24 protein-coding genes and 4 pseudogenes are annotated in these 24005 nt (G+C 62.3%); 17 read left to right on the forward strand and 11 right to left on the reverse strand.

What is annotated here, in order from left to right; translation table 11 throughout:
• Window positions 1-8: 8 nt before the first annotated feature.
• A complete protein-coding gene (locus tag QNO18_RS21330; protein ID WP_349293931.1) occupies window positions 9-434 on the reverse strand; it encodes a nitrilase-related carbon-nitrogen hydrolase in 426 nt (141 codons plus the stop codon).
• 101 nt (window positions 435-535) lie between these two features.
• A pseudogene (locus QNO18_RS25820) lies at window positions 536-781 on the reverse strand (nitrilase-related carbon-nitrogen hydrolase); the annotation flags it as partial.
• 86 nt (window positions 782-867) lie between these two features.
• Here QNO18_RS25820 and QNO18_RS21335 point away from each other — a divergent pair.
• The 4 genes from QNO18_RS21335 (at window position 868) to QNO18_RS21350 (ending at window position 6876) form a co-directional block, all read left to right on the forward strand.
• On the forward strand, window positions 868-2535 hold the full coding sequence (locus tag QNO18_RS21335; RefSeq protein ID WP_283179522.1) for an NAD(P)/FAD-dependent oxidoreductase: 1668 nt from the start codon (window positions 868-870) through the stop codon (window positions 2533-2535).
• A 309-nt stretch (window positions 2536-2844) separates the two neighbouring features.
• Complete coding sequence (locus QNO18_RS21340) at window positions 2845-5037, forward strand: rhamnan synthesis F family protein (protein ID WP_283179523.1); 2193 nt, start codon at window positions 2845-2847, stop codon at window positions 5035-5037.
• Window positions 5030-6166: an aminotransferase class V-fold PLP-dependent enzyme gene (locus QNO18_RS21345; protein ID WP_283179524.1), complete on the forward strand. Its 1137-nt coding sequence runs from the start codon at window positions 5030-5032 to the stop codon at window positions 6164-6166. Before QNO18_RS21340 ends, QNO18_RS21345 begins: the two co-directional genes overlap by 8 nt.
• Entirely contained in the window at window positions 6163-6876 is a 714-nt protein-coding gene (locus tag QNO18_RS21350) for an acetyltransferase (RefSeq protein WP_283179525.1), read from the forward strand. The genes QNO18_RS21345 and QNO18_RS21350 overlap by 4 nt, the downstream gene beginning before the upstream one ends.
• Here the strand turns inward: QNO18_RS21350 and QNO18_RS21355 are convergent.
• The 4 genes from QNO18_RS21355 to QNO18_RS21370 all read right to left on the reverse strand — a co-directional run bounded on the left by QNO18_RS21355 (window position 6827) and on the right by QNO18_RS21370 (window position 13008).
• On the reverse strand, window positions 6827-9307 hold the full coding sequence (locus tag QNO18_RS21355) for a glycosyltransferase (protein WP_283179526.1): 2481 nt from the start codon (window positions 9305-9307) through the stop codon (window positions 6827-6829). The genes QNO18_RS21350 and QNO18_RS21355 overlap by 50 nt on opposite strands.
• A gap of 726 nt (window positions 9308-10033) precedes the next feature.
• Window positions 10034-10840 carry a BtpA/SgcQ family protein gene (locus tag QNO18_RS21360; RefSeq protein WP_283179527.1) on the reverse strand — a complete coding sequence of 269 codons (807 nt, stop codon included), beginning with the start codon at window positions 10838-10840 and terminating at the stop codon, window positions 10034-10036.
• Window positions 10841-10913: 73 nt separating this feature from the next.
• Window positions 10914-11789, reverse strand: coding sequence for a sugar ABC transporter permease (locus QNO18_RS21365; protein WP_092904238.1), 876 nt, complete (start codon window positions 11787-11789; stop codon window positions 10914-10916).
• A gap of 64 nt (window positions 11790-11853) precedes the next feature.
• Window positions 11854-13008 carry an extracellular solute-binding protein gene (locus QNO18_RS21370; RefSeq protein ID WP_349293932.1) on the reverse strand — a complete coding sequence of 385 codons (1155 nt, stop codon included), beginning with the start codon at window positions 13006-13008 and terminating at the stop codon, window positions 11854-11856.
• Here QNO18_RS21370 and QNO18_RS21375 point away from each other — a divergent pair.
• Complete coding sequence (locus tag QNO18_RS21375) at window positions 12925-13152, forward strand: hypothetical protein (protein ID WP_283179528.1); 228 nt, start codon at window positions 12925-12927, stop codon at window positions 13150-13152. The two genes, QNO18_RS21370 and QNO18_RS21375, sit on opposite strands and share 84 nt — an antisense overlap.
• 15 nt (window positions 13153-13167) lie before the next feature.
• On the opposite strand, the gene QNO18_RS21380 is transcribed toward QNO18_RS21375, so the two are convergent.
• The 4 genes from QNO18_RS21380 to QNO18_RS21395 all read right to left on the reverse strand — a co-directional run bounded on the left by QNO18_RS21380 (window position 13168) and on the right by QNO18_RS21395 (window position 15949).
• The gene (locus tag QNO18_RS21380) at window positions 13168-13968 is read right to left on the reverse strand and encodes a carbohydrate ABC transporter permease (RefSeq protein WP_283179529.1); all 801 of its coding nucleotides are present in this window, start codon (window positions 13966-13968) and stop codon (window positions 13168-13170) included.
• On the reverse strand, window positions 13965-14930 hold the full coding sequence (locus QNO18_RS21385) for an ATP-binding cassette domain-containing protein (RefSeq protein WP_283179530.1): 966 nt from the start codon (window positions 14928-14930) through the stop codon (window positions 13965-13967). Before QNO18_RS21385 ends, QNO18_RS21380 begins: the two co-directional genes overlap by 4 nt.
• Window positions 14927-15073 carry a hypothetical protein gene (locus tag QNO18_RS21390; RefSeq protein ID WP_283179531.1) on the reverse strand — a complete coding sequence of 49 codons (147 nt, stop codon included), beginning with the start codon at window positions 15071-15073 and terminating at the stop codon, window positions 14927-14929. The genes QNO18_RS21385 and QNO18_RS21390 overlap by 4 nt, the downstream gene beginning before the upstream one ends.
• 75 nt (window positions 15074-15148) lie before the next feature.
• The gene (locus QNO18_RS21395; protein ID WP_283179532.1) at window positions 15149-15949 is read right to left on the reverse strand and encodes an SDR family NAD(P)-dependent oxidoreductase; all 801 of its coding nucleotides are present in this window, start codon (window positions 15947-15949) and stop codon (window positions 15149-15151) included.
• 349 nt (window positions 15950-16298) lie between these two features.
• Between QNO18_RS21395 and QNO18_RS21400 the strand changes: the two genes are divergently transcribed.
• From QNO18_RS21400 to QNO18_RS21420, 5 genes and pseudogenes are all read left to right on the forward strand, one after another.
• Window positions 16299-16958, forward strand: coding sequence for a DeoR/GlpR family DNA-binding transcription regulator (locus tag QNO18_RS21400; RefSeq protein ID WP_283179533.1), 660 nt, complete (start codon window positions 16299-16301; stop codon window positions 16956-16958).
• Between the two features lie 133 nt (window positions 16959-17091).
• Window positions 17092-17501, forward strand: a pseudogene (locus tag QNO18_RS21405) (FGGY family carbohydrate kinase); the annotation flags it as partial.
• A 175-nt stretch (window positions 17502-17676) separates the two neighbouring features.
• Complete coding sequence (locus tag QNO18_RS21410; protein ID WP_283179669.1) at window positions 17677-17811, forward strand: hypothetical protein; 135 nt, start codon at window positions 17677-17679, stop codon at window positions 17809-17811.
• Entirely contained in the window at window positions 17808-18632 is an 825-nt protein-coding gene (locus QNO18_RS21415) for an FGGY-family carbohydrate kinase (protein WP_283179670.1), read from the forward strand. The genes QNO18_RS21410 and QNO18_RS21415 overlap by 4 nt, the downstream gene beginning before the upstream one ends.
• Window positions 18571-19191 carry an HAD family phosphatase gene (locus tag QNO18_RS21420; protein WP_283179534.1) on the forward strand — a complete coding sequence of 207 codons (621 nt, stop codon included), beginning with the start codon at window positions 18571-18573 and terminating at the stop codon, window positions 19189-19191. Before QNO18_RS21415 ends, QNO18_RS21420 begins: the two co-directional genes overlap by 62 nt.
• A 35-nt stretch (window positions 19192-19226) precedes the next feature.
• Here QNO18_RS21420 and QNO18_RS21425 read toward each other — a convergent pair whose 3' ends face one another.
• On the reverse strand, window positions 19227-19565 hold the full coding sequence (locus QNO18_RS21425) for a hypothetical protein (RefSeq protein WP_283179535.1): 339 nt from the start codon (window positions 19563-19565) through the stop codon (window positions 19227-19229).
• Window positions 19566-19695: 130 nt separating this feature from the next.
• Between QNO18_RS21425 and QNO18_RS21430 the strand changes: the two genes are divergently transcribed.
• The 7 genes and pseudogenes from QNO18_RS21430 (at window position 19696) to QNO18_RS21460 (ending at window position 23916) form a co-directional block, all read left to right on the forward strand.
• Entirely contained in the window at window positions 19696-20265 is a 570-nt protein-coding gene (locus QNO18_RS21430; protein WP_283179671.1) for a carbohydrate ABC transporter permease, read from the forward strand.
• Between the two features lie 574 nt (window positions 20266-20839).
• Window positions 20840-21475 (forward strand): extracellular solute-binding protein, encoded by a 636-nt coding sequence (locus tag QNO18_RS21435; RefSeq protein WP_349293933.1) that lies wholly within the window; start codon window positions 20840-20842, stop codon window positions 21473-21475.
• Window positions 21475-21618: a hypothetical protein gene (locus QNO18_RS21440; RefSeq protein WP_283179536.1), complete on the forward strand. Its 144-nt coding sequence runs from the start codon at window positions 21475-21477 to the stop codon at window positions 21616-21618. The genes QNO18_RS21435 and QNO18_RS21440 overlap by 1 nt, the downstream gene beginning before the upstream one ends.
• Window positions 21619-21693: 75 nt before the next feature.
• Window positions 21694-22326 (forward strand): sugar ABC transporter permease, encoded by a 633-nt coding sequence (locus QNO18_RS21445; protein ID WP_283179537.1) that lies wholly within the window; start codon window positions 21694-21696, stop codon window positions 22324-22326.
• A 30-nt stretch (window positions 22327-22356) separates the two neighbouring features.
• Entirely contained in the window at window positions 22357-22590 is a 234-nt protein-coding gene (locus QNO18_RS21450; protein ID WP_283179538.1) for a hypothetical protein, read from the forward strand.
• A gap of 34 nt (window positions 22591-22624) precedes the next feature.
• A pseudogene (locus tag QNO18_RS21455) lies at window positions 22625-23232 on the forward strand (propanediol/glycerol family dehydratase large subunit).
• Window positions 23204-23916, forward strand: a pseudogene (locus tag QNO18_RS21460) (propanediol/glycerol family dehydratase large subunit). The pseudogenes QNO18_RS21455 and QNO18_RS21460 overlap by 29 nt, the downstream one beginning before the upstream one ends.
• Window positions 23917-24005: the final 89 nt, after the last annotated feature.

Raw genomic sequence — 24005 nt, forward strand, 5'->3', positions numbered from 1 at the left:
TCGAAAGATCAGACTGGCCTGAAATCCGCCGTCTGCCCAGATCTCAGTTCCTCTGGCACCTCATCTGACGCCGCGAGATCCACAATCAACAATGCCTCTCCCCGGGCACCGGCGGTTGCAAGTGGCTGGCCATCCGGCCCGGCAATCACGGAAAGGCCGCCAAAGGTCAGGTCCCCTTCCGGGCCGGTCAGATTGGCATAGGCCACGGTGCAATTGCCTTCATGCGCGCGGGCCGGCACCAGGACACGCTGGACATGTTCAAAGCCGGCAGGATTGGCTGTGGGCACCAGGATCAGCCCGGCGCCATTGCGGGAAAGGGCTGCCACATGGGCCGGAAATTCGATGTCATAGCAAACCAGCATGGCAAGCTTTCGCCCTTCCAGATCAAACACCGGACAAAGCTGGTCGCCGGGGCGAAATGATCGGCGCTCCATCGGGCCGAAGAGCTGGATCTTGCGGTAATGCGCCAGCACCGCGCCATCGGGCCGATCGTCGTGGCGGCGTTGTAAACGGTAGCGCCGTCCCGTTCTGCCCAGCCGAGGCAGATGCCGCACCCCGCATGCGCCGCCATCTCACGCAGCCGGGTGATCCATGCGCCGTCCAGCGGCTGTGACAGACTTTCATGCAGATCCGGCCGGTTATAGCCCGGGAGCAACAGCTCCGGCGCGAGCAGGAGTTTGGCCCCTGCCGCTGCCGCCACCTGCAACTGCGTGCAAATCGCCGAAAATGCCGCCTCAATGTTCCCATTGGTCGGCTTCGCCTGCCAGAGTGCCACCTTCATCTGAACCTCGCTTCCGCTACTGTCTTTACAAATCTGCCCTGGTTTCCCTCAATCTGCAAAGCACCAGCCCGAAAGCCTCTGATCGCATGACCCTGAAAAAGCCTGTAACCGCCTTCGGCCCGGATTTTCCCTTTGCCTATGATGACTGGCTGACGCATCCGGCCGGGCTCGGAAGCGTGCCGCAGGCGCGCTTTGGTGAAAAACTCGCGGTGATCGGGGCGGGGGCTGCGGGCATCATCGCGGGCTATGAGCTGATGAAGCTGGGCCTCCATCCCGAAATCTATGAATCCGGCAAGTTCGGTGGCCGGCTGCGCTCAGAGTTATTCGAAGGCACGGAGGATATCATCGCCGAACTTGGCGGCATGCGCTTTCCGGTCTCGTCGCGCGCCTTCTACCATTATGTCGATCTCCTTGGGATCGAAAGCCGCCCTTTCCCCAATCCGCTGACCGAGGCCGCCGGATCGACGGTGATCGACCTTGAAGGCGAGACCCATTTCGCCCGCGGCCCCGAGGATCTGCCGCAGCTTTATCACGAGGTCGCCACCGCGTACCGCGCCGCGCTTGAGGAACATGCCGATTTCGCCGCCCTGACCGAAGCCGTGCGCGACCGCGATGTGGCCCGTCTGAAGGCGATCTGGGATCCGTTGGTTGCGAAATGGGATGAACGGACATTTTACGATTTCGTCACCTCGTCCAGCGCGTTCCAGAGCCTTGGCTTCCGGCATCGCGAGGTCTTTGGCCAGGTTGGGTTTGGCACCGGCGGCTGGGACAGTGACTTTCCGAATTCGATGCTCGAGATCCTGCGGGTGAATCTGCTCGAACTGGATGACCATCAACGCTACATCGTTGGCGGGGTCGAAGGGGTGCTGCACCAGCTCTGGCGTCTGCCTGCGCGCGCGGCGCATTGGCCCGAGGGTACCTCGCTGGCGGATCTCAACGGGGGAGCCACGCTGGGGCGCGCGACGCGCATCGCGCGGAGCGGGCAGGGCGGGTTCACCGTCACCGACCAATGGGGAGTGGCGCGCGATTACAGCGCGGTGCTCGTGACCTGTCAGAGCCATCTTCTGACCACTTCGGTCGCCGTGGATGAGGCGCTGTTTGATCAGAAACTCTGGATGGCGCTGGACCGCACCCGATATATGCAGGCCGCGAAGACCTTTGTCATGGTCGACCGGCCGTTCTGGAAAGAAACCGGCCCTGACGGGCGACCGCTTTTGTCGATGACGCTGACCGATCGCAATACACGTGGCACCTATCTCTTTGACAATGGGCCCGACCGGCCTGCCGTCATTTGCCTCTCCTACAGCTGGATGACCGATGCGCTGAAAGTGTTGCCTTACGGGCCGGAAAAGCGGGTCGAACTGGCGCTTGCGGCGCTGGAGCGGATCTATCCCGGCGTTGATATCCGAAGCCATATTCGCGGCAACCCGATTTGCGTCAGCTGGGAGGCGGATGACAACTTCCTTGGCGCCTTCAAAGGCGCGCTGCCCGGGCATTACCGCTATAATCTGCGGATGTACCGACACTTCATTCAGGCCGAGATGCCTGCGGATCAGCGCGGCATTTTCCTTGCCGGGGATGGCATCAGCTGGACCCCGGCCTGGGTCGAGGGGGCCGTCCAGACCGCATTGAACGCGGTCTGGGGCATCATGACCCATTTCGGCGGCAGCTCTGACCGGGCCAATCCAGGTCCGGGAGATCTCTGGCCAACGCTCGGCCCGGTCTCGCTCGACGGGCCGGAGCAGTCAGGCTGACTGCTGCGAGTCCGTGCGCCACCATCGGGCGCACGGGCAAAGCGCGAGACCAATCAACAGACGTCTTGAGGGAAATTCCAGCAACTGAAGAAAAAACTGCGGCCATTTCACTGTAATATGTTGTATTATAATGGATTTATAGGTTTTTTCTGAGGGCAGGGGCGCGAAGGCCTGCCATCGCGCCCGACCCATGCGTCACGCCCGCCCGATGGGGTGGTGCAGCGCATTGACGCTCCTCGCAAAAACCTCAAATCTGGGCCTGTCAGCGGGGCGAGCCTGGGTGCTCCTGGACGTATCGGATAAAATGCTATGAGCGGGTCAGGAGTTCTCGTCTGTATCAGGATCAACGCGACGAGGACGAACCACCAGTCCTGGGGTGAAAGCCAATACGCGGAAGGCCTGGCCCGCGCCATCCGGTGGCATGCAGGCTGTGAGGCTGTTCTGGTGTTTCGGGGCGAAGAGCCGGAGCCGTCCGCGCAGCCCTCGGTTCTCTTGCAGATCGCTGGCCCGCATCTGGAAGAGCCTGTCGCGGGGATGGCCAATCTGCTCTGGATGATCAGTCCGCCGAACGTGGCGCCGATCGGGATGTTGCGGCGCTATCAGGCACTGTTCATCGGCTCAGAGAAGCTCGCGTCCCAGCTGAGGGATCATGGGCTTGCGGCAGATTACCTGCCTCAGGCCACCGAATGTGCCCGTTTCCATCCCTTGCGGCGTCCGGCGGGGGCGGATGAGATTCCGCTGGCCTTTGTCGGCGGCTATGCCCCCCGCGTGGATCGCCGCATTATCCTTTGGGCGGCAGAGGCCGGGTTCGAGCCGCAGATCTGGGGGCCGGGCTGGAAGGATGTGGTGCCCGCCCGTCTCTGGCGGGGCGAGCGCCTGAATTCTGAGGCGCTTGCAGAGGTCTATGCCAGCGCCCGCATCCTGCTGAACAGCCATATGCCGCTGATGGCGACGCAGGGCTTCATGAGCAACCGGAGTTATGATGCGCTGGCCAGCGGGGCGCTTGTTGTCTCGGACCGGGTATCCGGCTTCCACGATCCGGATTTTCCCGAGATCCGGCAGGTTGCCGGGCAGGAAGAGCTGGTGTCGACGCTGAAACAACTGCTCGCGGCGCCACCCGTCGGTTTGCCGTACCGGATTGCCCTGCATGATCGTGTGGTCTCCCGATACGGCTTTGACAGGGCTGCGGGCGTGATCCTTGACCGGGCGCGTTCGCTGATCAGCGGCTCTTCCAGTGCCGTCGCGGCCTTCTCTCCGGGTCGATCAGTTCCGATGCCCACAGCCGGCAGCGCGGCCTCTGTGGCAGATGATGTCCGGTCGACCGTTCTGGCCGCAGCGCAAGAGATCGTCACTGCGCTGTATTATCTGGAGCAGGGCGGGCCTGCCCCCTTGCCCTCCGACACCGGTAGCACGGGCATCATCCACGTACTCTCGGCGGATCTTCACGAGATGCGGCAGCTCGCCCGGCGCGGGGCCGCACCTGACCGGACAGCCCGGATCGAGAGGATTGCAGGCCGTGCGCGCAGGGTGATCGAAGCTTTGGAGGATCGCGCCTCTCCCCTGCACCTGCATGTCACGCCGAAATTGCTTGAGCCGGTGTTGACCCGGATTGTGAGCAATGAGCCGCTCTGGGCGCATGGTCCTCAGGGTTTTGTGCGCGAACGGGGCAAGGCGGGATTGCCGCTGCGCCCGAGGGCGCAATGTGCCGGGACGGACCGTCCGGTGGGTGTGTTCCTGCACCTTTATTATGACGAGCTGGCGCCGGTCTTTGCCGCGAGGCTCGTGCATATTACCGTGCCGTTCCGCCTCTATGTGTCAACTGACACCGATGAGAAGGCGAGGCGCATCCGCGCGCATCTGCCGGATGCCGAGATCCGGGTATTTGCGAACCGGGGCCGCGATATCTGGCCCAAACTGTATGGCTTTGCCGCTGCCCATGCCCGCCATGACATCGTGCTGCATCTGCATGGCAAACGCTCGCTGCATTCCGACAGGCTGGATGACTGGCTGGCGCATATTCTCGGCTGCCTGCTCGGTTCGGAAGGCGAGGTGAACCGGATCCTGTCCTTTTTCGGGTCGATCCCCAGGCTGGGCATGGTGGTTCCGGTCACATATCGCGCCGTGCTTGGTGCGGCACATTGGGGGGCGAACCGCGATATCGCGCGCGAACTGGCACGGCGGATGGCGCTGCCCGGTCCGCTGCCCGACAATGACAGACTGCGCTTTCCGGTGGGGTCGATGTTCTGGGCCCGCAGCGCCACGCTCCGCCCGCTTCAGGATCTGGCGCTTGGGCAGGAGGCGTTCCCGCCCGAGGCTGGCCAGGTTGACGGGACCCTTGCCCATGCGATCGAGAGGATGCTTGGTGTCAGCTGTCAGGCAGGCGGAGCCGATATCCTGCCGGTGATGGGAGGCGGCACGCAGCTTCATCGCAAGTACCAGGTCCCCTTCACATCCAATCGAGACCTGCGCGAGGCGCTTGCGAGCGGAGCCTTCAATGACTGATCTGCCGCCTGTTGTGTTCGGCGCGCCGATGCTGCCCGACCCCGCCCGTCTCGCCAGCCTGACCGCCGAGGCGCTGGATGCCGGCTGGCTGACCAATGGCGGTGTATTGCATATGCGGCTGGAACACGCGCTGAGTGCGTGGCAGCACGCGGAGGATACGGTCTCACTGACCTCATCAGGGACGATGGCGCTGACACTTGCGCTGATGCTGGGTGAGCTGCCGGCAGGAGCCGAGGTCATCACCACCCCGCTCACATTTGCCGCGACAGCGCAGGCGATTGCAGCGCTCGGGCTGGTGCCGGTCTTTGCCGATGTCGATCCAGACCGGCTGACGCTCTGCCCGCGCGCGGTTGAGGCGGCGATCACGCCGCGCACGGCGGCCATTCTGCCGGTGCATTTCCTGGGGATACCCTGCGATGTCGCGGCGCTGGCGGCCCTTGCGCGGCGGCATGGCCTCTGGCTGGTCTATGATGCCGCCCATGCCTTCGGGGCCGAGATTGACGGCATTCCGATTGGTCACTTCGGCGATGCCTCGGCCTTTTCCCTGCATGCGACCAAATTGCTGAACACGGCTGAGGGCGGGTTTGTCGTGACGCGCGGCAATCAGGCGGCGGCGCTGCGCCGGCTGCGCAATTTCGGGCTGGAACAGGGGCGGGCGACCGGGCCGGGCCTCAATGGCAAACTTTCGGAACTGCATGCCGCCATGGGGCTCGCCCTCTTGCCCGATCTGCCGGCAGAGCTGACCGCGCGCCGGGCGTTGCGCCAGGCTTATGACAGTGCATTCTCCGGCTTGCCTGGGCTGCGGCTGCATCGGGCAGGGGGCGAAATCCCCGGCTATTATGCGCTGCGTCTTGCGCCGGATCTGCGCGCGCGGCTCGTGCTGGCCCTCGCCGAGGGGCGCATCTTCGCGCGAGATCACTTTCCGCTGCTTTGCGGTCCTGGCACATACTGGGCCGGAGACGGTATCGTGACCGCCTCCGGCACGTCCCCGGTGGCGCCGGAGGCAGGGCCTGAAATTCTCTGCCTGCCCTTTCATGGCCGTATTACTGCGCCACAGCTGGCCCGCATCACCGCCATCGTTTCGGCGGTGCTTGATCACAGCGACCCCAAACCGGAGCAGGCCGAATGAAATCCACCACCGATTTCGACGAGATCACCGTCTTCGGCGCGCGCGGGCATAGTCTGATGATCCTGCGCGGACTTGAGGAATACTGGCGGGGCCGCGTCCGTGTCCGGGCGCTGATTGATGAAATCGAGAACGGGTTCGTGCATCCCGGCCTTGGTGTGCCGGTGATCTCGTCGGCTGCGCGGCTGCGTGACCACGCAGCCCTGCCTGTGCTGCTGACGGTCTCGAACCCGGGATTGCGGCGCCGGGTGGCCGGGGGGCTGCGCGAGGAAGGTGCAACTCTTGCCACCGCCTGCTGCCCCGATCTGCCGCATGTCGATCCGGATGTGCAATTCGGCCCCGGTTCGATCACCATGCCCTGGACCCGGCTAGGGCCGGCGGTGAGGATCGGCGCCTGTGCGATGATCCTGTCCTCCAGCATCGGCCATGATGTGGAGATCGGCGATTTCTCAACGCTGGCGATCGAATCCGCCCTGGCCGGGCATGTGAAGATCGGCGAAAGCGTGAATATCGCTCCGAGGGGGGCGGTTATGAATGGCAGCCGCCGCCGGGTGATGGAGATCGGCGACGGGGCAGAGATCGGCGGTGGCGCAGTGGTGATCGGTAAGGTTGCGGCCGGGGCGCGCATGATCGGCAATCCGGCCATGCCGATCCGCGACTGGGTCAGGCTTCGCCGTCTGTTGCGGAATGAAACCGGCTCAGAAGCGCTGTGACATAGGGCCCGAAGCCGGTCTCCCTCCGGATCAGCCGGCGCAGATCCCGGCGGGACCCGGAAGTGACCGCATTGGCGGCGGCACCCGCTGCCGCGACAAATCCCGCCTCATCCTCGGGGGGCAGGAAACGCCCGACGCCCTCCGTCATCCCGATCAGGCCGATATCGGCGGCATAGCCGACAAAGGGCGTGCCAACCGCTGCGGCATGGATCGCGGTGGTCGGCCCCGGATCCTGGCGCGAGGTCAGCAGATAAACGTCAGCGGCACGATACCAGCCGAGGCAATCCTCGACAAATCCGGGCAGGGTCAGGGGCAGCCCCCCGGCCAGGGCGGCATTCGCGAGATCCCTGGCCCAGGCGTCCAGCACCCCCAGCCAGACAAAGCGCGCGCCGGGCTGCGCCGCCCGGATCCGCCGGGCCGCGTCGAGAAACAGATCAAAGCCTTTGCGCTTGTCGGCATGGCCGGCGCCGATAAAGACCGGCCCGTCCTGCCGCTGCCGCCACAGCCGCGCGCGCCGGAATGAGGCCAGCGGCGTCGGGGGCGGAATGATCCCTGGCCGCAATTGCCCGACAGGGCAGGGGTCCCCCGCCGGCGGCCCAGCCTTGCCCCGAGAGGTCCCCTGCGAGATGAGCGGTGAAATGCCCCGTGAAATCTGCGGCATCGAGGCAATCAGCCGGGCGCCCGCCGCTTGCGCCAGACGAAGATCCGGCATCAGGCCCTGGTCCCGGATGTAATCGGGCATCTCATGCAGCAGCACCAGACAGTCGAGACCTGCCTGCGCCAGAGGCACCGCAAGCCCGGCGGCGGCACTGGTATTGATCAGCGCAGCCGTGCCCTGCGGCAGCGCTGAGGCCAGCCCGGTCGCATCCCATCCCTCTGCGAGGATGAAAACGGGGCCAAGCGCCCGAAACCTGTCGAGCAAAGGCCCGGCATTGCCCATAAGGAAAACCGGATCATAGCCCCGGGTGCCAAGGGCGCGCGCCAGATCGAGCGTCAGGATCGGCACCCCGGCCTTTTGCGCGTCATGGCAGACCAGCACGAAGGGGCGTGGCCGTCCGGTCATCGCAGCCGCCATGGCGGCGCCTGACATTGCCGCATCGACAGGTGTTGGCCGCGGCAAAAATCCTAGCGCAGAGCCTTCGGTGACATAATGGCGAAACGGGTGGCTTTGGCCGAGCGCGAGGTAACACCGGCGATAGAAACCGGCATCGAACCCTTTGGAAGGCGAGCGCCCCTCGGCATCGCCATGGAGGATGAAATGCCGCACGGGATCTTGCGCGGGGCCGCGCAGGTCGGGATTGGCCTCGAGGTAATCCTCGGGGTCAATCAGGGGGTGGGGCTGGCGTTTCTGACCTTTTGCCACCCGCAACAGATAGTCCTCTGCCGCGCTGGCAGCTTTTTTGTGCCAGTTCGGGTAGCTCGCTTTATAGAACTTAGTGGAGAAATAGGGGGATGGGTCCAGTCCCCTTGCATCGCCATGGCTTTGGAAATGACGCCATGCCTCGCTTGTGCTCAGGCCATTCCCGCACTGACTGAGATAATAAACAGGATCGAACAGCCCCTGATGGATGAGCTGGTTCCGGGTGATATCTGCAGAGTGCATTTCTGTCGGTTGCTTGTCCCGGGAGGGCAGGGGGCGAGGATCGCCAGGCGCGAAAATGCTGCCGTCATGGTGTGACCAATGTGCCGGACCTGCGGGCCGTGCCTGATCTTCCCCAGGCCGGAAAAGCGAGGCCGCCATCGCCGCCATCGATCCTGTTGTGCAGCGCGAAACACCGTGAAGCTCACTGGCACGGTCTGTCACAAACGCGCCGATCACCTCCAGGGCGCGGTCGCTGCCAGGCGGAACGGTGTTGCGAAGCACGTCCAGGACATGCGCCGGATCCGGCTCTGAAAGGCTGACGATATAGTCAAACGCCGTCAGCACTCCGAACCCGGTCAGCATCGGGATCCGGTCTGCGGCCCGCTGCCGCACAAGGCGCCGCACCAGCTCTGCAAGCAAGACGAAGTAACGTGCCGGGGCCGGGCCCGCATGCAAAACCCTGTTGGTCAGCACCCGGCCGAGAACAGTGCGCGCCCTCCGGACCATGGGAGTTAGGTCCTCCGCCGGGGCCGAGAGCGCGAATACCGGATGTCCGGATCGCAACAGCTGCGGGGCGAGGGGGCCGGGCAGAAAGGCCGGGTCGACATAGAGCCCGCCTTCCGCCGCCAGCCGGTGATACCGGAAATAGTCCGATGCCATTGCAGGGACCGAGCAGGCAAGAAAGCCTGCCAGCGCCTCCCCCCCGAAATGCCGTTCGAGATAGTCGGCGGCGGTCTTGCGATCAAAGAGCTGGTACTGTCCGGGGAAGGTGCGCGCCCATTCGCTCTGCCGGCGGCGGGTCTCTGGCGGGCAGTCAGCTTGATGCCAGTATTGAATGACCATGCTCATGGCCAGCGTTGCACCTTCATCTCTCGCATGTTCCAGCCGGGCCCTGCCTGACCACTATATGAATGTCGGCAAGGCCTTGTTTCATGACTGGAATATGGCGCAGAGTGGCAGTTCTTTGCAATGATCCCCTTCGGCTGAGCCGCGGCAACCGCAACCTGGCGGAAAGCCCTGGGCGACACGGCAGTCGCGCCCTCCCTCTCAAGGCACCCGCGCTGCAGGAGGCTGGAAGCCAGTTGCGCCAGCTATGGGTGAGGCAACGCATGAGGCGTTTAACCATTCCGGTCAGAAACCCGACAGGCGGAAACGAAGGAAGCCCGGAGCCGGTGGAAAAGCTGCGGTCCGGGCTTTGCTATGCCGGTGTTTTTCAGGTTTTCATGGAAACCGTATAGAGGTCCGATAATGCAAGATTATTGATCGTATTGTGAAGCTGACGGGCGCGGCGGATAATGGCAAAAAAATGAAAATATACCGCCTCAAGGTGCTGGCGTAACCGGTTTCGCGACATCTCAGGGTGGCCTCTCGCACCGGTCTCAGTTCTCATGATTACTATGTTGACCTGGTGGCTGATGCGGCACCCTCCGCTCGAAGCTTGCCCACATTTCTGGTCCCGAGCAGCAGGAATGGAGGAGGAGAAGCGGAGGTGGCCGTTGCGGGCACCCTCTCGTGCCCCGCCCGCGCGCCGGGCCGATTGCCGGGGGCCGGATCTGCCGGCCCCCGCGGCGCGCTTCAGCGCCTCATCTTGCGAACAATATCCATGAACTCCTGCGCGCGTTTGGGATCGACCGCATTCCAGGTGTGACCGTCGAGCTTGAGCGACGAGCCCACAACACAGCCATCGGCGATCTTCAGCACATCCTCGACGGTGGCATGTTTCACGCCGGTATTGGCCAGAACCGGCGTATCAGGCAGGACCTTTTTGACCGATTCCAGATCGATCATCTTTGCGGATTCACCGGTTATCGCACCGGACACCAGCACAGCATCCGGGATCGATGAGAAGACCGCCGAACGCGCACGATCTGCAAGCGGCCGGCTGTCAAGCGAGGCCGCGAATTCTGCAGAGACATTGTTCAGGATCACCAGGTCCTTTCGGTCCAGCTGGCGTGCCCGGCGCATCGCCCGACCGGCGTTCGGGGTCCAGGGCCCCATATCCGAGGCATAGGTGCCGGTGAAAATCTCACGCACAAAGGAGGCGCCGGTCGCCGCCGCCAGGGCCACGGTGCTGTCGGGATCCCAGAGCACATTGACGCCAAAGGGTTTCTGGATCTTTTCACGCAGGCGACCGATCACGAAACCCATCGCCGAAGTCGTGGCGATATCGACCTTCAGCTCATAGGGGCGATCATTTTCATTGCCAAACATAACCGCATCGACACCGGCCGCCTGGAGCGCCTCCAGATCCTTCAATGCGCCCTGATAGATCCCCTCGATACCTGCATCGGCATCGTAAAGGGGGGTGCCGGGCATCGGGTTCAGGTGAACCATCGCAATGACTGGTCTGATCCCCGGGAAAAGCTGGGCGAATTTTGTCATATCAGTCTCCTTGCTCCGCCGGCCACAAGCGGCGATCTGGCGGAAATGGGTTAGAGGGTTGAAGAAAGGGCGCTCAGGTCTTCCGACGCTCAAGCAGCCAGAAGAAGAAAACGGTGATCACCAGGATGATCAGCAAAAGCAGGAAGGCGGCCGCGCTGCCCTCATTGACCTGAAGCCCCTGGAACGCGCGCTTATATGCAAAGAAGGACAGCAGTTCGGTCGAAACCCCAGGGCCGCCCTTGGTCAGCACATAGATCAGATCATAGGTGCGGAATTCATTGATCAGCTGGATCACGATGGCGATGGCCGAGACGGGGCGCAGAAGCGGCAGCGTGATATACCAGAACTGTTGGAACGGCCCGGCCCCATCAACTTCGGCGGCTTCATAAGGTTCGCGCGGCAGCGAGGCGAGGCCTGCGGAAAGCAGCAGCACGACGAAGGAGGTCTGCTGCCAGATATCGATTGAGATCAGCGTGGAAAGCGCGAGGGAGCTGTCGCCAAGCCAGTCGATCATCGGCAGGCCCATCGCCGCCAGGCTCTGGTTGATAATGCCGAGATTGGGCTGCAAAAGCATCCGCCAGATCAAAGCAACCGCCACCGGCGACATCGCCATAGGCAGAGTGAGAATTGCGAAGTAGAAGCCTCGCATCGCGAACACCTGGCGCAGCATCAATGCGAGTCCGAGGCCGATGATGAACTCGCCAATCACCGCTGCAACCGAATAGCGCAGCGTCAGCCATAGCGAGTGCCAGAACAGCGGTTCCGACATGATCTTCGCGAAATTCACAATCCCTGCGAAATGCAGATCAGGGCGGATCATTGTCATGGTGGAAAGCGAGATTGCCAGCGCATAAAACAGCGGAATCCCCATCACCAGCGCCAGCATGGCAAGGCCAGGCGCGGCAAAGCTCCAGCCGGCACGGATCCTGTTTCTTGCAATCACGCTCATGGAGCGCTCCTTCCAGGGGGTTATGGGGCCTCCGGACCCGGACGGGCCCGGAGGCAAACAGAGGTTACTTCGCGAGCAGTTCCTCAAGGCCTTTCGCCGAAGCCTCCAGCGCGGCCTCAGCCGTGGCATCGCCGCTTGCTGCCAGCGAGATCTGGGTGCCGATCACATCCTGATATTGCGGCGTGTAGGTAAAGATCGGGAAGCTTTTGCCGGATGCCACGATCTCCCCGGCCTGGGCATAGAAGGGGTATTTCGCCAGAACCGCAGCATCCTCGAAAGTGTCCGAGCGCACCGGCGCATGGCCTTCCAGTGCGCGCCTCGCCGAGATGTCTTTCGACTGCACCCAGGAGATAAAGGTCCAGGCCGCGTCTTTCTGCTCGTCGGGGATGTTCTTCGGGATGCCCCAGCCCCAGCCGCCGCTTTCGCCATGGCCGCCCGGCATCACCGAAATTGACAGCTTGCCCGCCGCATTCGGGCAGGTCTCTGCATTGTCGATCTGCGGCAACATCCACCAATAGGTGACCATCGAGAAGCTCTCGCCGGCGCACATCAGGCGCATCGTATCGTCAAGCGTGGCAGAAAGCGCGCCGGTCTGGGCCGCGTTTGCGATCATATCTGTGTAGAAGCCAAGCGCCTGCCGGCCTTTGTCAGAGTTCAGCACAACGCTGCCATCGGCGGCCAGATAGTCGCCCCCCGCCGCGAAGAGATAGTTGGAGAATTCCATCGAATTGGGGTCACCGCGCTGGCCCTGCATCGCGGCGCCGTTGACGCCGCCCTCGGCCTTCATAAATTTCGCGATGGCAACATAGTCTTCCAGCGTTGCGGGCGCCGCCAGCGCCTTGCCGGTTGCCGCCTGATATTTCGCGGCCAGATCCGCGATTTCAAGCAGATCGCTGCGATAGATCAGACCCATCGAGTAGTTGTACATCGGCAGGATCGGCATCGCCGCGTCAGTGCGGCCCAGCAGATCCAGCATGGCGGGAATAATGGGGGCCATGTCGAAGCCGGTCTTTGCGACATAGGGGTTCAGGTCTTCCAGCCAGCCGCCCGCCGGGAACTCCCCCGCCCAGAGAAAATCGACCGAAAGGAGGTTGTAGTAGCTTTCACCGCCGACAAGCTGTGCCACCAGCTTGTCATGCATATCGCCGTAACCAACCTTCTCGAACTCGACCCTGATGCCGGTTTCGGCCTCAAATTCGGGCAGCAGAGCCTCAATGATTTTTGTTTCGGGACGTCTTCCATCAGGGCGCGAAGCGTCACGCCATCGGCCAGTGCAGTGCTGGCCCAGAATGCGGCAGCAAGGCTGCCTGCGACAAGGAAAGCATTGGATTTCATCTTTTTTCCTCTCTGTTTTCGCAAATAGTCTTCTTGAGTGGACTTATTTAACCGAGCCGAATGACAGGCCCTGAACCAGGTATTTCTGGATGAATCTCACCGCGATCAGCAGCGGCAGAATGGCAAGCGAGACGCCGGCCGAAACCTGTGAGATCTGCACCCCGTTTGACGTTTGCAGCGCGGCAAGTGCCACCGGAACCGTGGCGGTTTTTGAGCCGCCGAGGATCAGCGCGAAAAGGAATTCATTCCAGGACAGGATGAACCCCAGCACAGCCGCCGCCATAATTCCTGGCGCGGCGACCGGTAGAACCACGCGCCAGAACGCGCCCCAGCGGGTGGCACCATCCGTCATGGCGGCACCCTCCAGATCCTCGGGGATCGACTCGAAAAACCCCATCAGGATCCAGGTCAGAAAAGGCAGGTTGATCGCGGAATAGACCAGCACGAGGCCGGTCAGCGAATTGGTGAGGCCGGCGACGCGGTACAGCATGAAAACCGGCAGCGCGAGCGCCACCGGCGGCAGCATCTGGCTTGCCAGCGTGGCGAAACGGGCAAAGCGCCCGCCGGTGCGGAACCGCGCAAAGGCATAGCCCGTCATGGCGGCCAGCGGCATCGTCAGCACCACCGAAAGCAGGGCGACAATCAGGGAATTCATGTAGTTGCGGCCGAAATTTTTCTCGGCAAACAGCGCCCGGTAATTGTCCAGCGTGACTGCGGGAAAAACCTCCCTCGAATAAGAGGCATGTTCCGGTACCAGCGAGGTACGAAACACCCAGAGGATCGGCAAAAGCACAATCAGGCAGGCAAGGATCAGCCCCAGATGCGACAACACCCGGCGCATCATGGCGTAGCCCGCCTGGGCCAGGCCTTGCCATCCGAACCACGGAAGAGATGCATCTGCGCCATATCGGCGTGCAGCGTGACCTGATCGCCGAATGCGGGCAGGAAATGGCGCCCGGTGCGCGCCGAAATCGCAACGCCTGCTTCCGTCTCGATGCCGATCAGATTTTCGGCGCCAAGCGCTTCGCGCACCACAACCTTGCCGGTGACCGGCAAGGTGCCGGCAGCGGGCTCAGACAGGATATCCTCGGCGCGCAGCCCCAGAATGGCCGGTTCCTGCGCGGCGCTTGCATAAAGCGTGGCCTGGGCCGGCGGCAGCGCGCCCTCAAGAGGCCCGGCTTTCAGCAAGACCTCTGTCCCATGTCCGGTCAGGCTGGCCGGGATGAGGTTCATCGCAGGTGAAGCAAGGAACTGCGCCACGAATGTATTGGCCGGGTTGGCGTAGACCTCAAGCGGTGGGCCGACCTGTTCGATATGGCCATCCCGCATGATACAGATGCGGTCACCCATCGTCATGGCTTCGACATGGTCATGGGTGACAAACACCATGGTCTTGCCAAGACGGCGATGCAGTTTCACCAGCTCCTGGCGCATCTCACCGCGCAGCTTGGCGTCGAGATTGGACAGTGGCTCATCCATCAGGAAGGCATCCGGCTCGCGCACCATGGCCCGTCCAAGCGCTACACGCTGGCGCTGGCCCCCTGAAAGCGCACCGGGCCGGCGGTCGAGGTAGGGTTCCAGCCCGAGGATTGCCGCGGCTTCGGCGATGCGTCTGTCCTGCTCTGCGACAGGTGTGCCGCGCATCTTCATGCCAAAGCGCATGTTTTCACGCACTGACATATGTGGGTAAAGGGCGTAGCTCTGGAACACCACGGCGACGTTGCGGTCCCGCGGCGCAAGCTCGGTCACGTCGCGCGTGCCAATCCGGATCCGTCCCGAGGTGATTTCCTCCAGCCCGGCGATCATTCTGAGCGTCGTGGATTTTCCGCAGCCCGAAGGCCCAGAAGCACCATAAACTCGCCTTCGCCGATGGTGAGGGAGACATCCCTGACCCCGAACACGCCACTGCCATAATCGCGGCTGATACTGTCGAGTGTGATCGCTGTCAAAAGAGCCTCATTCCCGGGCGTTTATGTGAAAGATGCGGGATCGGACATTACCGAACACGCGTGACGGAGGAGGGATCAGGTCGTGTAAACGCCGCCGGTCACGTTGATCGCCTGGCCGGTCATGAAGCGGGCCGCATCCGAGCAAAGGAAGACGACAACGCCTGCGACATCCTCTGGTGTCTCGATCCGGCCGAGCGGCGTCTGGCGGATGTAATCCTGCTCGACCTCATCGGGGGTCATGCCGCGCAGTTCGGCTTCCCAGAGGATCTCGCGCTCCTGCATAGAGGTACGCACAAAACCCGGGCAAACCGCATTCACCCGAATGCCCTTCGGCGCCAGTTCCCGGGCAAGGCCCTGGGTCCAGCCGACCACCGCGAATTTCGAGGCAGAGTAATGTGCCAGAAGAGGGGCGCCAATTTTGGCCGCCAGGGAGGCAGTGTTGACAATGACACCACGGCTTTGCCGCAGGAAATAGCGCGAAACGATCTGGTTTGTCAGAAAGACGCCGCGCGCATTCACATCCATATTGAAGTCCCAGTCATCGTCCGTCAGATCAACGGCCGCGCGCATGGTGGATACCCCGGCATTGGCGATGCAGATCTCGATTCCGCCAGCCAGTTCCAGCGCCTGGTCGAATGCAGCCTGAACCGAATCGCGTTCGCGCACATCTATTCTGACAGCATGATGACCAGCGCCGAGCGATGCCGCCGCAGCCTCTGCCGCCTCAAGGTTCAGGTCAGCAATCACCACCTGAATTCCCTGCGCTGCCAGCGCCTTCGCAATCGCAAACCCTATCCCGGTCGCAGCGCCGGTGACGAAGGCCCGCTTGCCGCCAAGGCCCGGGTGTTGCTGCTCGGCCAGCTGATCTGCACGCATTTGGAATCTCCCTTGATGGCAGAAATCAAACAAAACTTTCAGGCTGACGCAAGAATAATGTTTGAGTATGTTCGATTTTTGCGATTTATATGTTTTGATTTGATCGATCATGCGCCGCTCCGACCTTGTGGCGCAGCACTTGTGCAGGCAAAACATGGAAAGGCCGGGAGATTCCTGGCGCGATGTGATACGGGCCCGGGAATACGATACCCATACCCCGAAAAGGATCAGGCCAGGACATGATACGCCCGAACAGATGATTGCCACCGAACCCCCTGAGCCCGCACCCCACGGAGCATCAGCGCCACAGCCAGCGACCGGGATTGCCCGCGCCCCGGCTCAGGCCCGCATGGTCCGCATTCTTGAAAGGCTGAATGAAGGGGGCTCGGTTACGGTCACCGATCTGGCCCATGAATTCGGCGTCTCAGATATGACCGTGCGCCGCGACCTTGCGGAGCTTGAACGTGACGGCTTGCTGGAGCGCGTCCATGGTGGCGCCATCGGTCTGAGCCGCGGCCCGCTGACCGTGATCGATGATATAGAGCCCGCTTTCGAGGCCCGCGCCCGGCAGAATGCCGACCGTAAGGCCCGGATCGCTCTTGCCGCCGCGCGCCATGTGGCGGGTCGCAATGCGCTTGCCTTTGATCTGGGCACCACTGTTCTTGCCGCCGCGCGCGCGGTTGCTGCTGCGGGCCCGCAGCCACAGATGCGGGTGTTCACAAACAGCATGCGCGCCGGCCAGGCGATGGCCCGGGCCGGGCTTTCTGTCTATATGAGCGGCGGCGTGATCCGGGCCGAAGAAATGTCGCTGACCGGCACCGAGGCTGTTGACGGGTTTTCGCGCTATTATTTCGACGTCGCGCTGCTCGGTGCCTCCGGGATGACGGCCGAAGGTGTGTTTGACTACTCGCCCGAGGAAGCCGCCGTGAAGACGGTTTTCCTGCAGCGCTCGGCGAACGTGTGCTGCTGCTGGACAGCACAAAGTTCCGCCGGGTCTCCACGGTGCTGATCGCCTCCCTGGCGGAACTTTCCACCCTGATCACCGATGCGCCCCCACCCCCGGATCTGGCCTCTGTGCTGGAAGGGGCCGGGGTACGGGTGATCCTTGCCTGACCCGAAACCCTGCGCAGCGGATCTTCTGAATGACTGTCTTTCTCGGCCTTGATATCGGCACAACCTCGACCATCGGCATCCTCGCGGATACTGCGGGCAAAGTGCTGGCGCTCGCCTCGCGCCCTGTCACGCTTTATGCTGAAAAGCCGGGCTGGGCCGAGGAAGACCCCGCGCAATGGTGGGCGAATTGCTGCGATCTGATCCCGAGCTTCTGGAAACCGCAGGAATTTCCGGCGCTGATATTGCAGGCATCGGCGTGGCCGGAATGCTGCCTGCCACGGTTTTGCTGGATGAGACGGGTGCGGTGCTGCGCCGCTCGATCCAGCAAAGTGATGGGCGTGCCGGCGCAGAAGTCGAGGAGATGAAGCGCGAGATTGACGAGCCGGTTTTCCTGAAAGCCGCAGGCTGCGGCGTCAATCAGCAGCTTGTGGGGGCCAAGATCCGCTGGCTGGCCCGCCATGAACCCGAGATTCTGGCCCGGCAAAGGTGCTGCTTGGTTCATATGACTATATCAATTTCCGCCTTACCGGCGTCGCGGCGGTCGAACAGAACTGGCGCTGGAGGCGGGAATCGTCAATGTCGCTTCGGGCAGGGTCGATCTTGCCCAGGCGGCGATGACCGGGATTCCGCCGCATCTGCTTCCGCCGCTGATTGCCTCCTCGGCCGTGCTCGGAAGTGTCACCGCTGCCGCGGCGGCGGCGACTGGTCTGGCCGAGGGCACCCCGTCATCGGTGGCGCCGCGGATATGATCGCGTCATGTCTTGGGGCCGGTGTGGTTTCTGGCGGCGATGTATTGCTGAAATTCGGCGGCGCGGTGGATATCCTGACCGCAACCGATGTGCTGAGCCCGGACCCGCGCCTCTTTCTCGATTACCATCTGATTCCGGGCCTCTGGATGCCCAATGGCTGCATGTCGACCGGCGGTTCGGTGCTGAACTGGTCGTGGACACCTTTGCGTCCGGGATCGCTCCGCTCAATGGCTCGCGTCATGCAGCACTTGATGCGCTGGCGGCAGACACGCCGGCCCGCGGAGCGATGGGGCTTACCTTCCTGCCCTATCTGCTGGGCGGAGAAAACCCCGCTGCATGATCCGGCGGCACGTGGCGCGCTGAACGGGCTGACGCTGTCACATGATCTGGGCCATATCTGGCGGGCGATCCTTGAATCCTATGCCTATGCGATCCGCCACCATATCGAGATTTTCCGCGTCGGCATAAGAAGACGCGGCGCTTCATGGTCTCGGATGGCGGCGCAAAATCCTCGGTCTGGATGGGGATTGTCGCCGATGTGCTCGGGGAACGCTGCACCGGCCTGGCGGGCATCCGGGCTCCCTGCCGGGCGCGGCATGGACGCGGCGGTCGGGCTTGGTGCCGCAGAGTGGGGTGGGATCACCGCTTTTACCAGCCAGGACCGGCTTTTCACCCCCGACCCGCCGGCAATAGGAAAGTCTACGACGAGGGCTATGCCGCATTCCGTGATCTCTATCGCCGCCTGGACGGGTCGCAGTGGTGACGGGTTTTCCCTGGAAGGCGATTGCCTGGGATATCGACGGAACCCTGATCGACAGTGAGCCGCTGCATCACCGGGCGTTGCTGCGACGCGCGGCGCATGGCCTTGATCTGTCCGCTCTGCCGGAAAGCACATTTGTTGGCACTCATCTGCGCGATGTCTGGCAGGCCATTCGGGGCGATCTGGAAGAGGGGCTGACCGAGGCAGGGTTTTACCGGCAAATTAACCTCAATTATGCGGCGGGGGCGGGCAGCCTGACTGAGATTCCCGGTGCGGTGGCTGTGGTGCGGGCGCTGGATGCGCTCGGGGTGATCCAGGTCTGCGCCTCCAATTCTGATCGCGAGGTCGTGGATGCCAATCTGGCCGCCCTGCAAATCGACAAGATCATGCGCGGCACCATCTCACTTGACGATGTCCGCGAGGGCAAGCCGGCGCCCGAGCCCTATCTTCTCGCCGCAGAGCTGACCGGCGTTGAACCGGCGGAAATTCTTGCAGTTGAAGACAGCCTGACAGGAGTGAGGGCGGCGCAGAGTGCCGGGATGCGTGTTGCGCTGCTGTTGCCTCTGGGGCACCCGACCCTGCAGGAGAGCTGCGCCCTGACTACCGCATCACCGCATTGAACCACCAGATCCCCGGTTTGCACGCTGATCGCAGTTTACCCCTTGTTCTGATCCACGCCTATCGAGGCCCCCGCTGTTGGCGGGGGTATTCGCCGTTGGCAGAACTGCTTCGCGGTGACTTCGGGCATTTCCCTCATCATCACCGCAAGTCTTGCGAATTTCAGTGACAAGACCAGCGGACTCTTTGCAAGATCGTTATCTGTTATAAAATACAAATTACAGGCATCGCGGATGCAACCTCTCTCGTCCAGCGTCTTCTGACCCATGCAATCCTCGGTTTTTGCAGCTGGTGGTGCTTTTGCCGCTGCTTTGTGCTCAGGACCTCGTTTGGGGTGCTGGCTATCAGCTGCTGGCTTCTTCTTGTTACCGGACACTCTGTTCCGACCTCCGAATTTCTCTACAAGCTGCTCTCCGAGATGACTTCGGAAATCTTCTTCTTCCGATCGAGAACTAGTCTGGTGAACTCTTCGCTGGTGATCTCTGGCCTCGACCGTGCTGGCGGTGGTGATCGGGGCTTTGGCGGCCTACGCAATCGACCGCTATCAGGCTGGCGGCAAGGCAATGCCGGTGATCATCCTTGCGACCCAGATGATGCCGCCCATCGTGCTGGTGATCCCGTTCTTCCTGATCTTCAAAGATATCGGGCTGACCGATTCCCATCTTGGGCTGATCATCACCTATCTGGCCTTCAATCTGCCCTATGTGGTCTGGCTGCTGATGAGCTTTATGAAGCGCGTCCCGCGAGAGCTTGACGAGGCAGCGCTGATCGATGGTTGCACACCATTCACCGCTTTTGTCCGGATCATCGTGCCGGCCCTTCTGCCCGGTATCGGCGCCGCCACAATCCTCAGCTTCGTGCTCAGCTGGAATGAGTTTCTCTTCGCACTGATGCTTTCCGGCAATGAGTCGAAAACCCTGCCCGTCGCTATTTCGAGCCTCGTAACGCAGCAGGGCACAGCGATCGGTGCGGTCAGTGCCGCGACGATCCTCGCCATGCTGCCCATGGCTGTCCTCTATTTTGCCATGCGCCGTTTCCTCGTCTCGGGGCTGAACACGGGCGCGGTGAAGGGCTGAGCCCCAAAATAAAACAAGGGCAAAGCCCTGACACACACCAACAAGGAGATAGAAATGACCCGTTTGACGAAAACCGGGCTCGGTATAACTGCCGCGCTTCTGATGACCACCTCGGGGCGCTGGCTGATGCGGCCGCCGTCTGCCAGGGCAAGACGCTGAACCTGCTGCTGGAGACCGTGCCCGACAGCACCGCACTTCTGGAAGTCGCGCCTGAATTCGAAGCGCTCTCTCCGGTGCAAAGCTCAATCTGGAAGCGGTGAATTACTCGCTGATGCATGAAAAGCTGGTGCCAAGCCTTACGGCTTCGTCCGGCTCCTATGATGTGCTGGTGGTCGACAGCTACTGGCCGGAGAGTTTGTCACTGCAAACTGGATCCTGCCGCTCGATGACCGGATCGCAGCGGACGGTGTCGATACCTCGGCCTATTATCCGGCGCTGATGGAGGTGAATGGCCATGTCAAGGGCAGCACCTATATGTTGCCCTTCTGGCAATATGCGATGGGATGCTCTACCGCAAAGACATCACCGACAGCGCAGAGTTCCAGGCTGGCTATAAAGAGAAATTTGGCCGCGACTGGCGCCTGCCCGAAACCTGCAGGAATATGCCGAACTGGCGAAATGGGCGGGCGAGTTTACCGGCAAGGCCGGTGTCGCCATGTCCGGTCAGCGCGCCGATCCGGTGGTGATGGAGGCGACCAATTACCTCTTCTCGCTTGGCGGCGATTTCTACAACCGTGAGACCTGGGAGCCGGCACTGAGCTCTCCCGAGGCCATCGAGGCGGTGACGATCTATGCCGATCTGATGAAGAATGCCGCCCAGCCGGGCGCGCTCGGGGCCAATTTTGACGATGTGGCCAATGCGCTGAAACAGGATAAAGCCGTCATGGCAATCCAGTTTCTCTTCCTGATGCCGACGCTTCAGGATCCAAAGGAAAGCCAGGTTGTCGACAAGATGGCCTTTGCCCGGATGCCAGGCCAGGACAGCCTGCTTGGCGGCTGGGGCTGGGCAATTCCGTCCAACGCGACCAATCCCGACTGCTCGTGGGAATTCATCAAATGGGCGGAATCGAAAGATGTCGCGATGAAGCGCGCTATGGCGGCGGACAGCCGACCCAGGCCTGGATCTATGACGATGCGGCCTATCTGGAGCGCTGGCCGGCGATGGGCGCGGTCGGTGACGCCCTTGCCCATGCCAAGGGCCTGCCTGTGATGTCGCGCGCAACCCAGCTTGTCGAGGTCTTCGCCGAGGTGATGGGCGATGTTCTGGCAAATAACACTGATCCGGCGACCGCCATCGCCAATGCGGAAGACAAGCTCGCGCGTCTGACCCGCGGCGATCCCCTGCTGAAATAAGCGGAACCTGTAACATGTCGCGGCCCGCCTTTGCCGGGCCGTGACACCCGATCCCAGCGACGGATGCCCGAAGACATGACACGCGCCACCCCGAACAGTTCCCGCCGCGACGGCTTCTCTGTCGGCTTTTACAAACTGCTTTTCATGACGCCCACGATCCTCGTGCTGGCGCTGGTGGTGGCGGGGCCGCTGCTTTACTCGCTCTGGCTCAGCCTGCACGAATATATCATCACCTATGGCATGGGTGATCTGGTCTGGTTCGAGAACTACACCCTGATGATGAGCGAGGAATTCGCCGGCGTTTCATGGGTGACGATGAAGCTTACCGTGATCGTCGTCGTGCTGGAGTTTCTGATCGCCTTCGGGCTTGCGCTGCTGCTGAACCAGCCCTGGCTGAAGATGCGCAATTTCTATCTGGTCGTGCTGATGCTGCCGATCCTGATGACGCCCGTCGCGGTGGCGCTGATGTTCCGGCTGATGTTCAACCCCAATCTGGGCATCATCAACTGGGTACTGTCGCAAGTCGGCATTCCCGAACAGGGCTGGTTCGGAGATCCCGATCTTGCCCTTGCGACAGTGGTCTTCGTTGATATCTGGAACGAGACCTCGCTCATGCTGATCATGCTTTATGCCGGGCTTAAATCGCTGCCCCAGGACCCGGTCGAGGCGGCCCGGATCGATGGCGCCAGCTCGTGGCAGATCCTCTGATCCTTGGGTGACATTGCCCATGCTCAAGCCGTGATCCTTGTGACGGTGCTGATCCGCCTGATCACCGCGCTGAAGAGCTATGACCTGATTTATATGCTGACCCAGGGCGGTCCGGGCAAAGTCACGGAAACGATCAGCTTCTATGCCTACAGGCTGGGCTTTCGCTTTCTCGATATCGGCCAGGCGGCGGCTGTGTCCTTCATTCTGCTGGCTGCGGTCGTGGCCCTGACCGTGCTCCTCCTGCGCATCATGAAAGAGAAATGAAGATGGATGCCGGTCGGACCCACGCTGGAAGCGCATGCTGGAATGGGACCAGCGTCCTCTGCGGCTTGACAGCTTCTCAGAGGAAAACCCGGAACATGGCTTTTCCGTTTTCCATTCCCCCTGGGATCCTGTGCCGGGTCTCGTGCTGGGCGCGGCAGGTGAAATCCTAGAGATGGATGGCCGCAAGGCTGCGGATTTCGACATTCTCGACGCCTTCATCGCCGCGCATCACCTCGATGTTGCCGTTGCGCCCGAGGCGATGGCCCTCGACAGCACCCGATCGCCCGGATGCTGGTCGATGTGAACGTGCCGCGTGAAGAGCTGGAGCGGCTGGCGCGCGGCATGACGCCCGCGAAGCTGGCCGAGGTGGTCGGGCGGCTTTCGATGCTGGAGGCGACTTTCGCCTATTCCAAGATGCGCCAGCGCCACAGCCCCGGCAATCAGGCGCATGTGACCAATGCCAAGGATGACCCGCTGCAACTGGCGGCAGACAGCGCCATTGCCGTTGCGCTTGGCTTTGACGAGATCGAGACGACAATGCGGGTGGCGGGGCAACGCATGGGCCAATGCGCTGGCCTGCACCGTCGGCGCGGCCTCGGGGCGCGGTTCGACCCTGTTCCAATGTTCCATCGAAGAGGCTGAGGAACTGAAAATCGGTCTTGCGGGTCTTGCACCTACGCCGAGACGGTTTCGGTCTACGGTTCTGAGCGCAGCTTCGTCGACGGTGATGACACACCCTGGTCCAAGACTTTCCTGACCGCAGCCTATGCCTCGCGCGGCATCAAGGCGCGCTGCACGTCGGGCGCCGGGTCAGAGCTGCTGATGGGCTTTCACGAGAAATGCTCGGTCCTCTATCTTGAGGCGCGCTGCCTTTGTCTGCAACGCGCCATGGGTGTGCAGGGCACGCAGAATGGCGGCGTCGATGGGGCACCACTGACCGCCTCTATGCCCGGCGGCGTGCGCGAACTGATGGCGGAAAACCTGCTGGCGGTCTGGCTGGGCCTCGAATGCGCCTCCGGGAATGACACCAAAACCTCGGAATCCGAGGTCAGGATCGGCGCGAAGATCACGCCCTATCTGCTGGCAGGATCCGACCTGATCACCTCAGGGTTCGGCTCGATCCGCGCCTATGACAATTCGTTCAATCCCTCCTTGTTCAACGCCGAAGAGCTGGAGGATTATCTGACCCTGCAACGCGACTTCCAGGCCGATGGCGGGCTGGCTCCGGTTGCAGAGACAACGGCACTGGCCCTGCGCCGTCAGGCGGTCCTGGCTTTGGCCGATGTGCTGGACGAGCTGGGCCTTGCGGAGGCCGGGCGGAGATGATCGAAAGCGTGATCCATGCTCTGGCTCGAATGAAACCGAGACATTCTCGCCTTTGCGCACGCTCCAGATCAGCCAGGACATCGCAGCCC

This window comes from Gemmobacter sp. 24YEA27, from assembly GCF_030052995.1.
Lineage (GTDB): Bacteria > Pseudomonadota > Alphaproteobacteria > Rhodobacterales > Rhodobacteraceae > Pseudogemmobacter.

Bases quoted from the DNA above. Each gene is read 5' to 3' on its own strand.
- QNO18_RS21355 (WP_283179526.1), bottom strand. From the start codon at position 9,307: ATGAGCATGGTCATTCAATACTGGCATCAAGCTGACTGCCCGCCAGAG.
- QNO18_RS21385 (WP_283179530.1), bottom strand. From the start codon at position 14,930: ATGATCGCCGGGCTGGAGGAAATCACCTCGGGACGGATCCGGATTGGC.
- QNO18_RS21410 (WP_283179669.1), top strand. From the start codon at position 17,677: ATGACCGGGATTCCGCCGCATCTGCTTCCGCCGCTGATTGCCTCCTCG.
- QNO18_RS21380 (WP_283179529.1), bottom strand. From the start codon at position 13,968: ATGATGCGCCGGGTGTTGTCGCATCTGGGGCTGATCCTTGCCTGCCTG.
- QNO18_RS21415 (WP_283179670.1), top strand. From the start codon at position 17,808: ATGATCGCGTCATGTCTTGGGGCCGGTGTGGTTTCTGGCGGCGATGTA.
- QNO18_RS21365 (WP_092904238.1), bottom strand. From the start codon at position 11,789: ATGAGCGTGATTGCAAGAAACAGGATCCGTGCCGGCTGGAGCTTTGCC.
- QNO18_RS21360 (WP_283179527.1), bottom strand. From the start codon at position 10,840: ATGACAAAATTCGCCCAGCTTTTCCCGGGGATCAGACCAGTCATTGCG.
- QNO18_RS21440 (WP_283179536.1), top strand. From the start codon at position 21,475: ATGTCGCGCGCAACCCAGCTTGTCGAGGTCTTCGCCGAGGTGATGGGC.
- QNO18_RS21340 (WP_283179523.1), top strand. From the start codon at position 2,845: ATGAGCGGGTCAGGAGTTCTCGTCTGTATCAGGATCAACGCGACGAGG.
- QNO18_RS21345 (WP_283179524.1), top strand. From the start codon at position 5,030: ATGACTGATCTGCCGCCTGTTGTGTTCGGCGCGCCGATGCTGCCCGAC.
- QNO18_RS21350 (WP_283179525.1), top strand. From the start codon at position 6,163: ATGAAATCCACCACCGATTTCGACGAGATCACCGTCTTCGGCGCGCGC.
- QNO18_RS21445 (WP_283179537.1), top strand. From the start codon at position 21,694: ATGACACGCGCCACCCCGAACAGTTCCCGCCGCGACGGCTTCTCTGTC.
- QNO18_RS21400 (WP_283179533.1), top strand. From the start codon at position 16,299: ATGGTCCGCATTCTTGAAAGGCTGAATGAAGGGGGCTCGGTTACGGTC.
- QNO18_RS21375 (WP_283179528.1), top strand. From the start codon at position 12,925: ATGCATATCGCCGTAACCAACCTTCTCGAACTCGACCCTGATGCCGGT.
- QNO18_RS21395 (WP_283179532.1), bottom strand. From the start codon at position 15,949: ATGCGTGCAGATCAGCTGGCCGAGCAGCAACACCCGGGCCTTGGCGGC.
- QNO18_RS21335 (WP_283179522.1), top strand. From the start codon at position 868: ATGACCCTGAAAAAGCCTGTAACCGCCTTCGGCCCGGATTTTCCCTTT.
- QNO18_RS21330 (WP_349293931.1), bottom strand. From the start codon at position 434: ATGGAGCGCCGATCATTTCGCCCCGGCGACCAGCTTTGTCCGGTGTTT.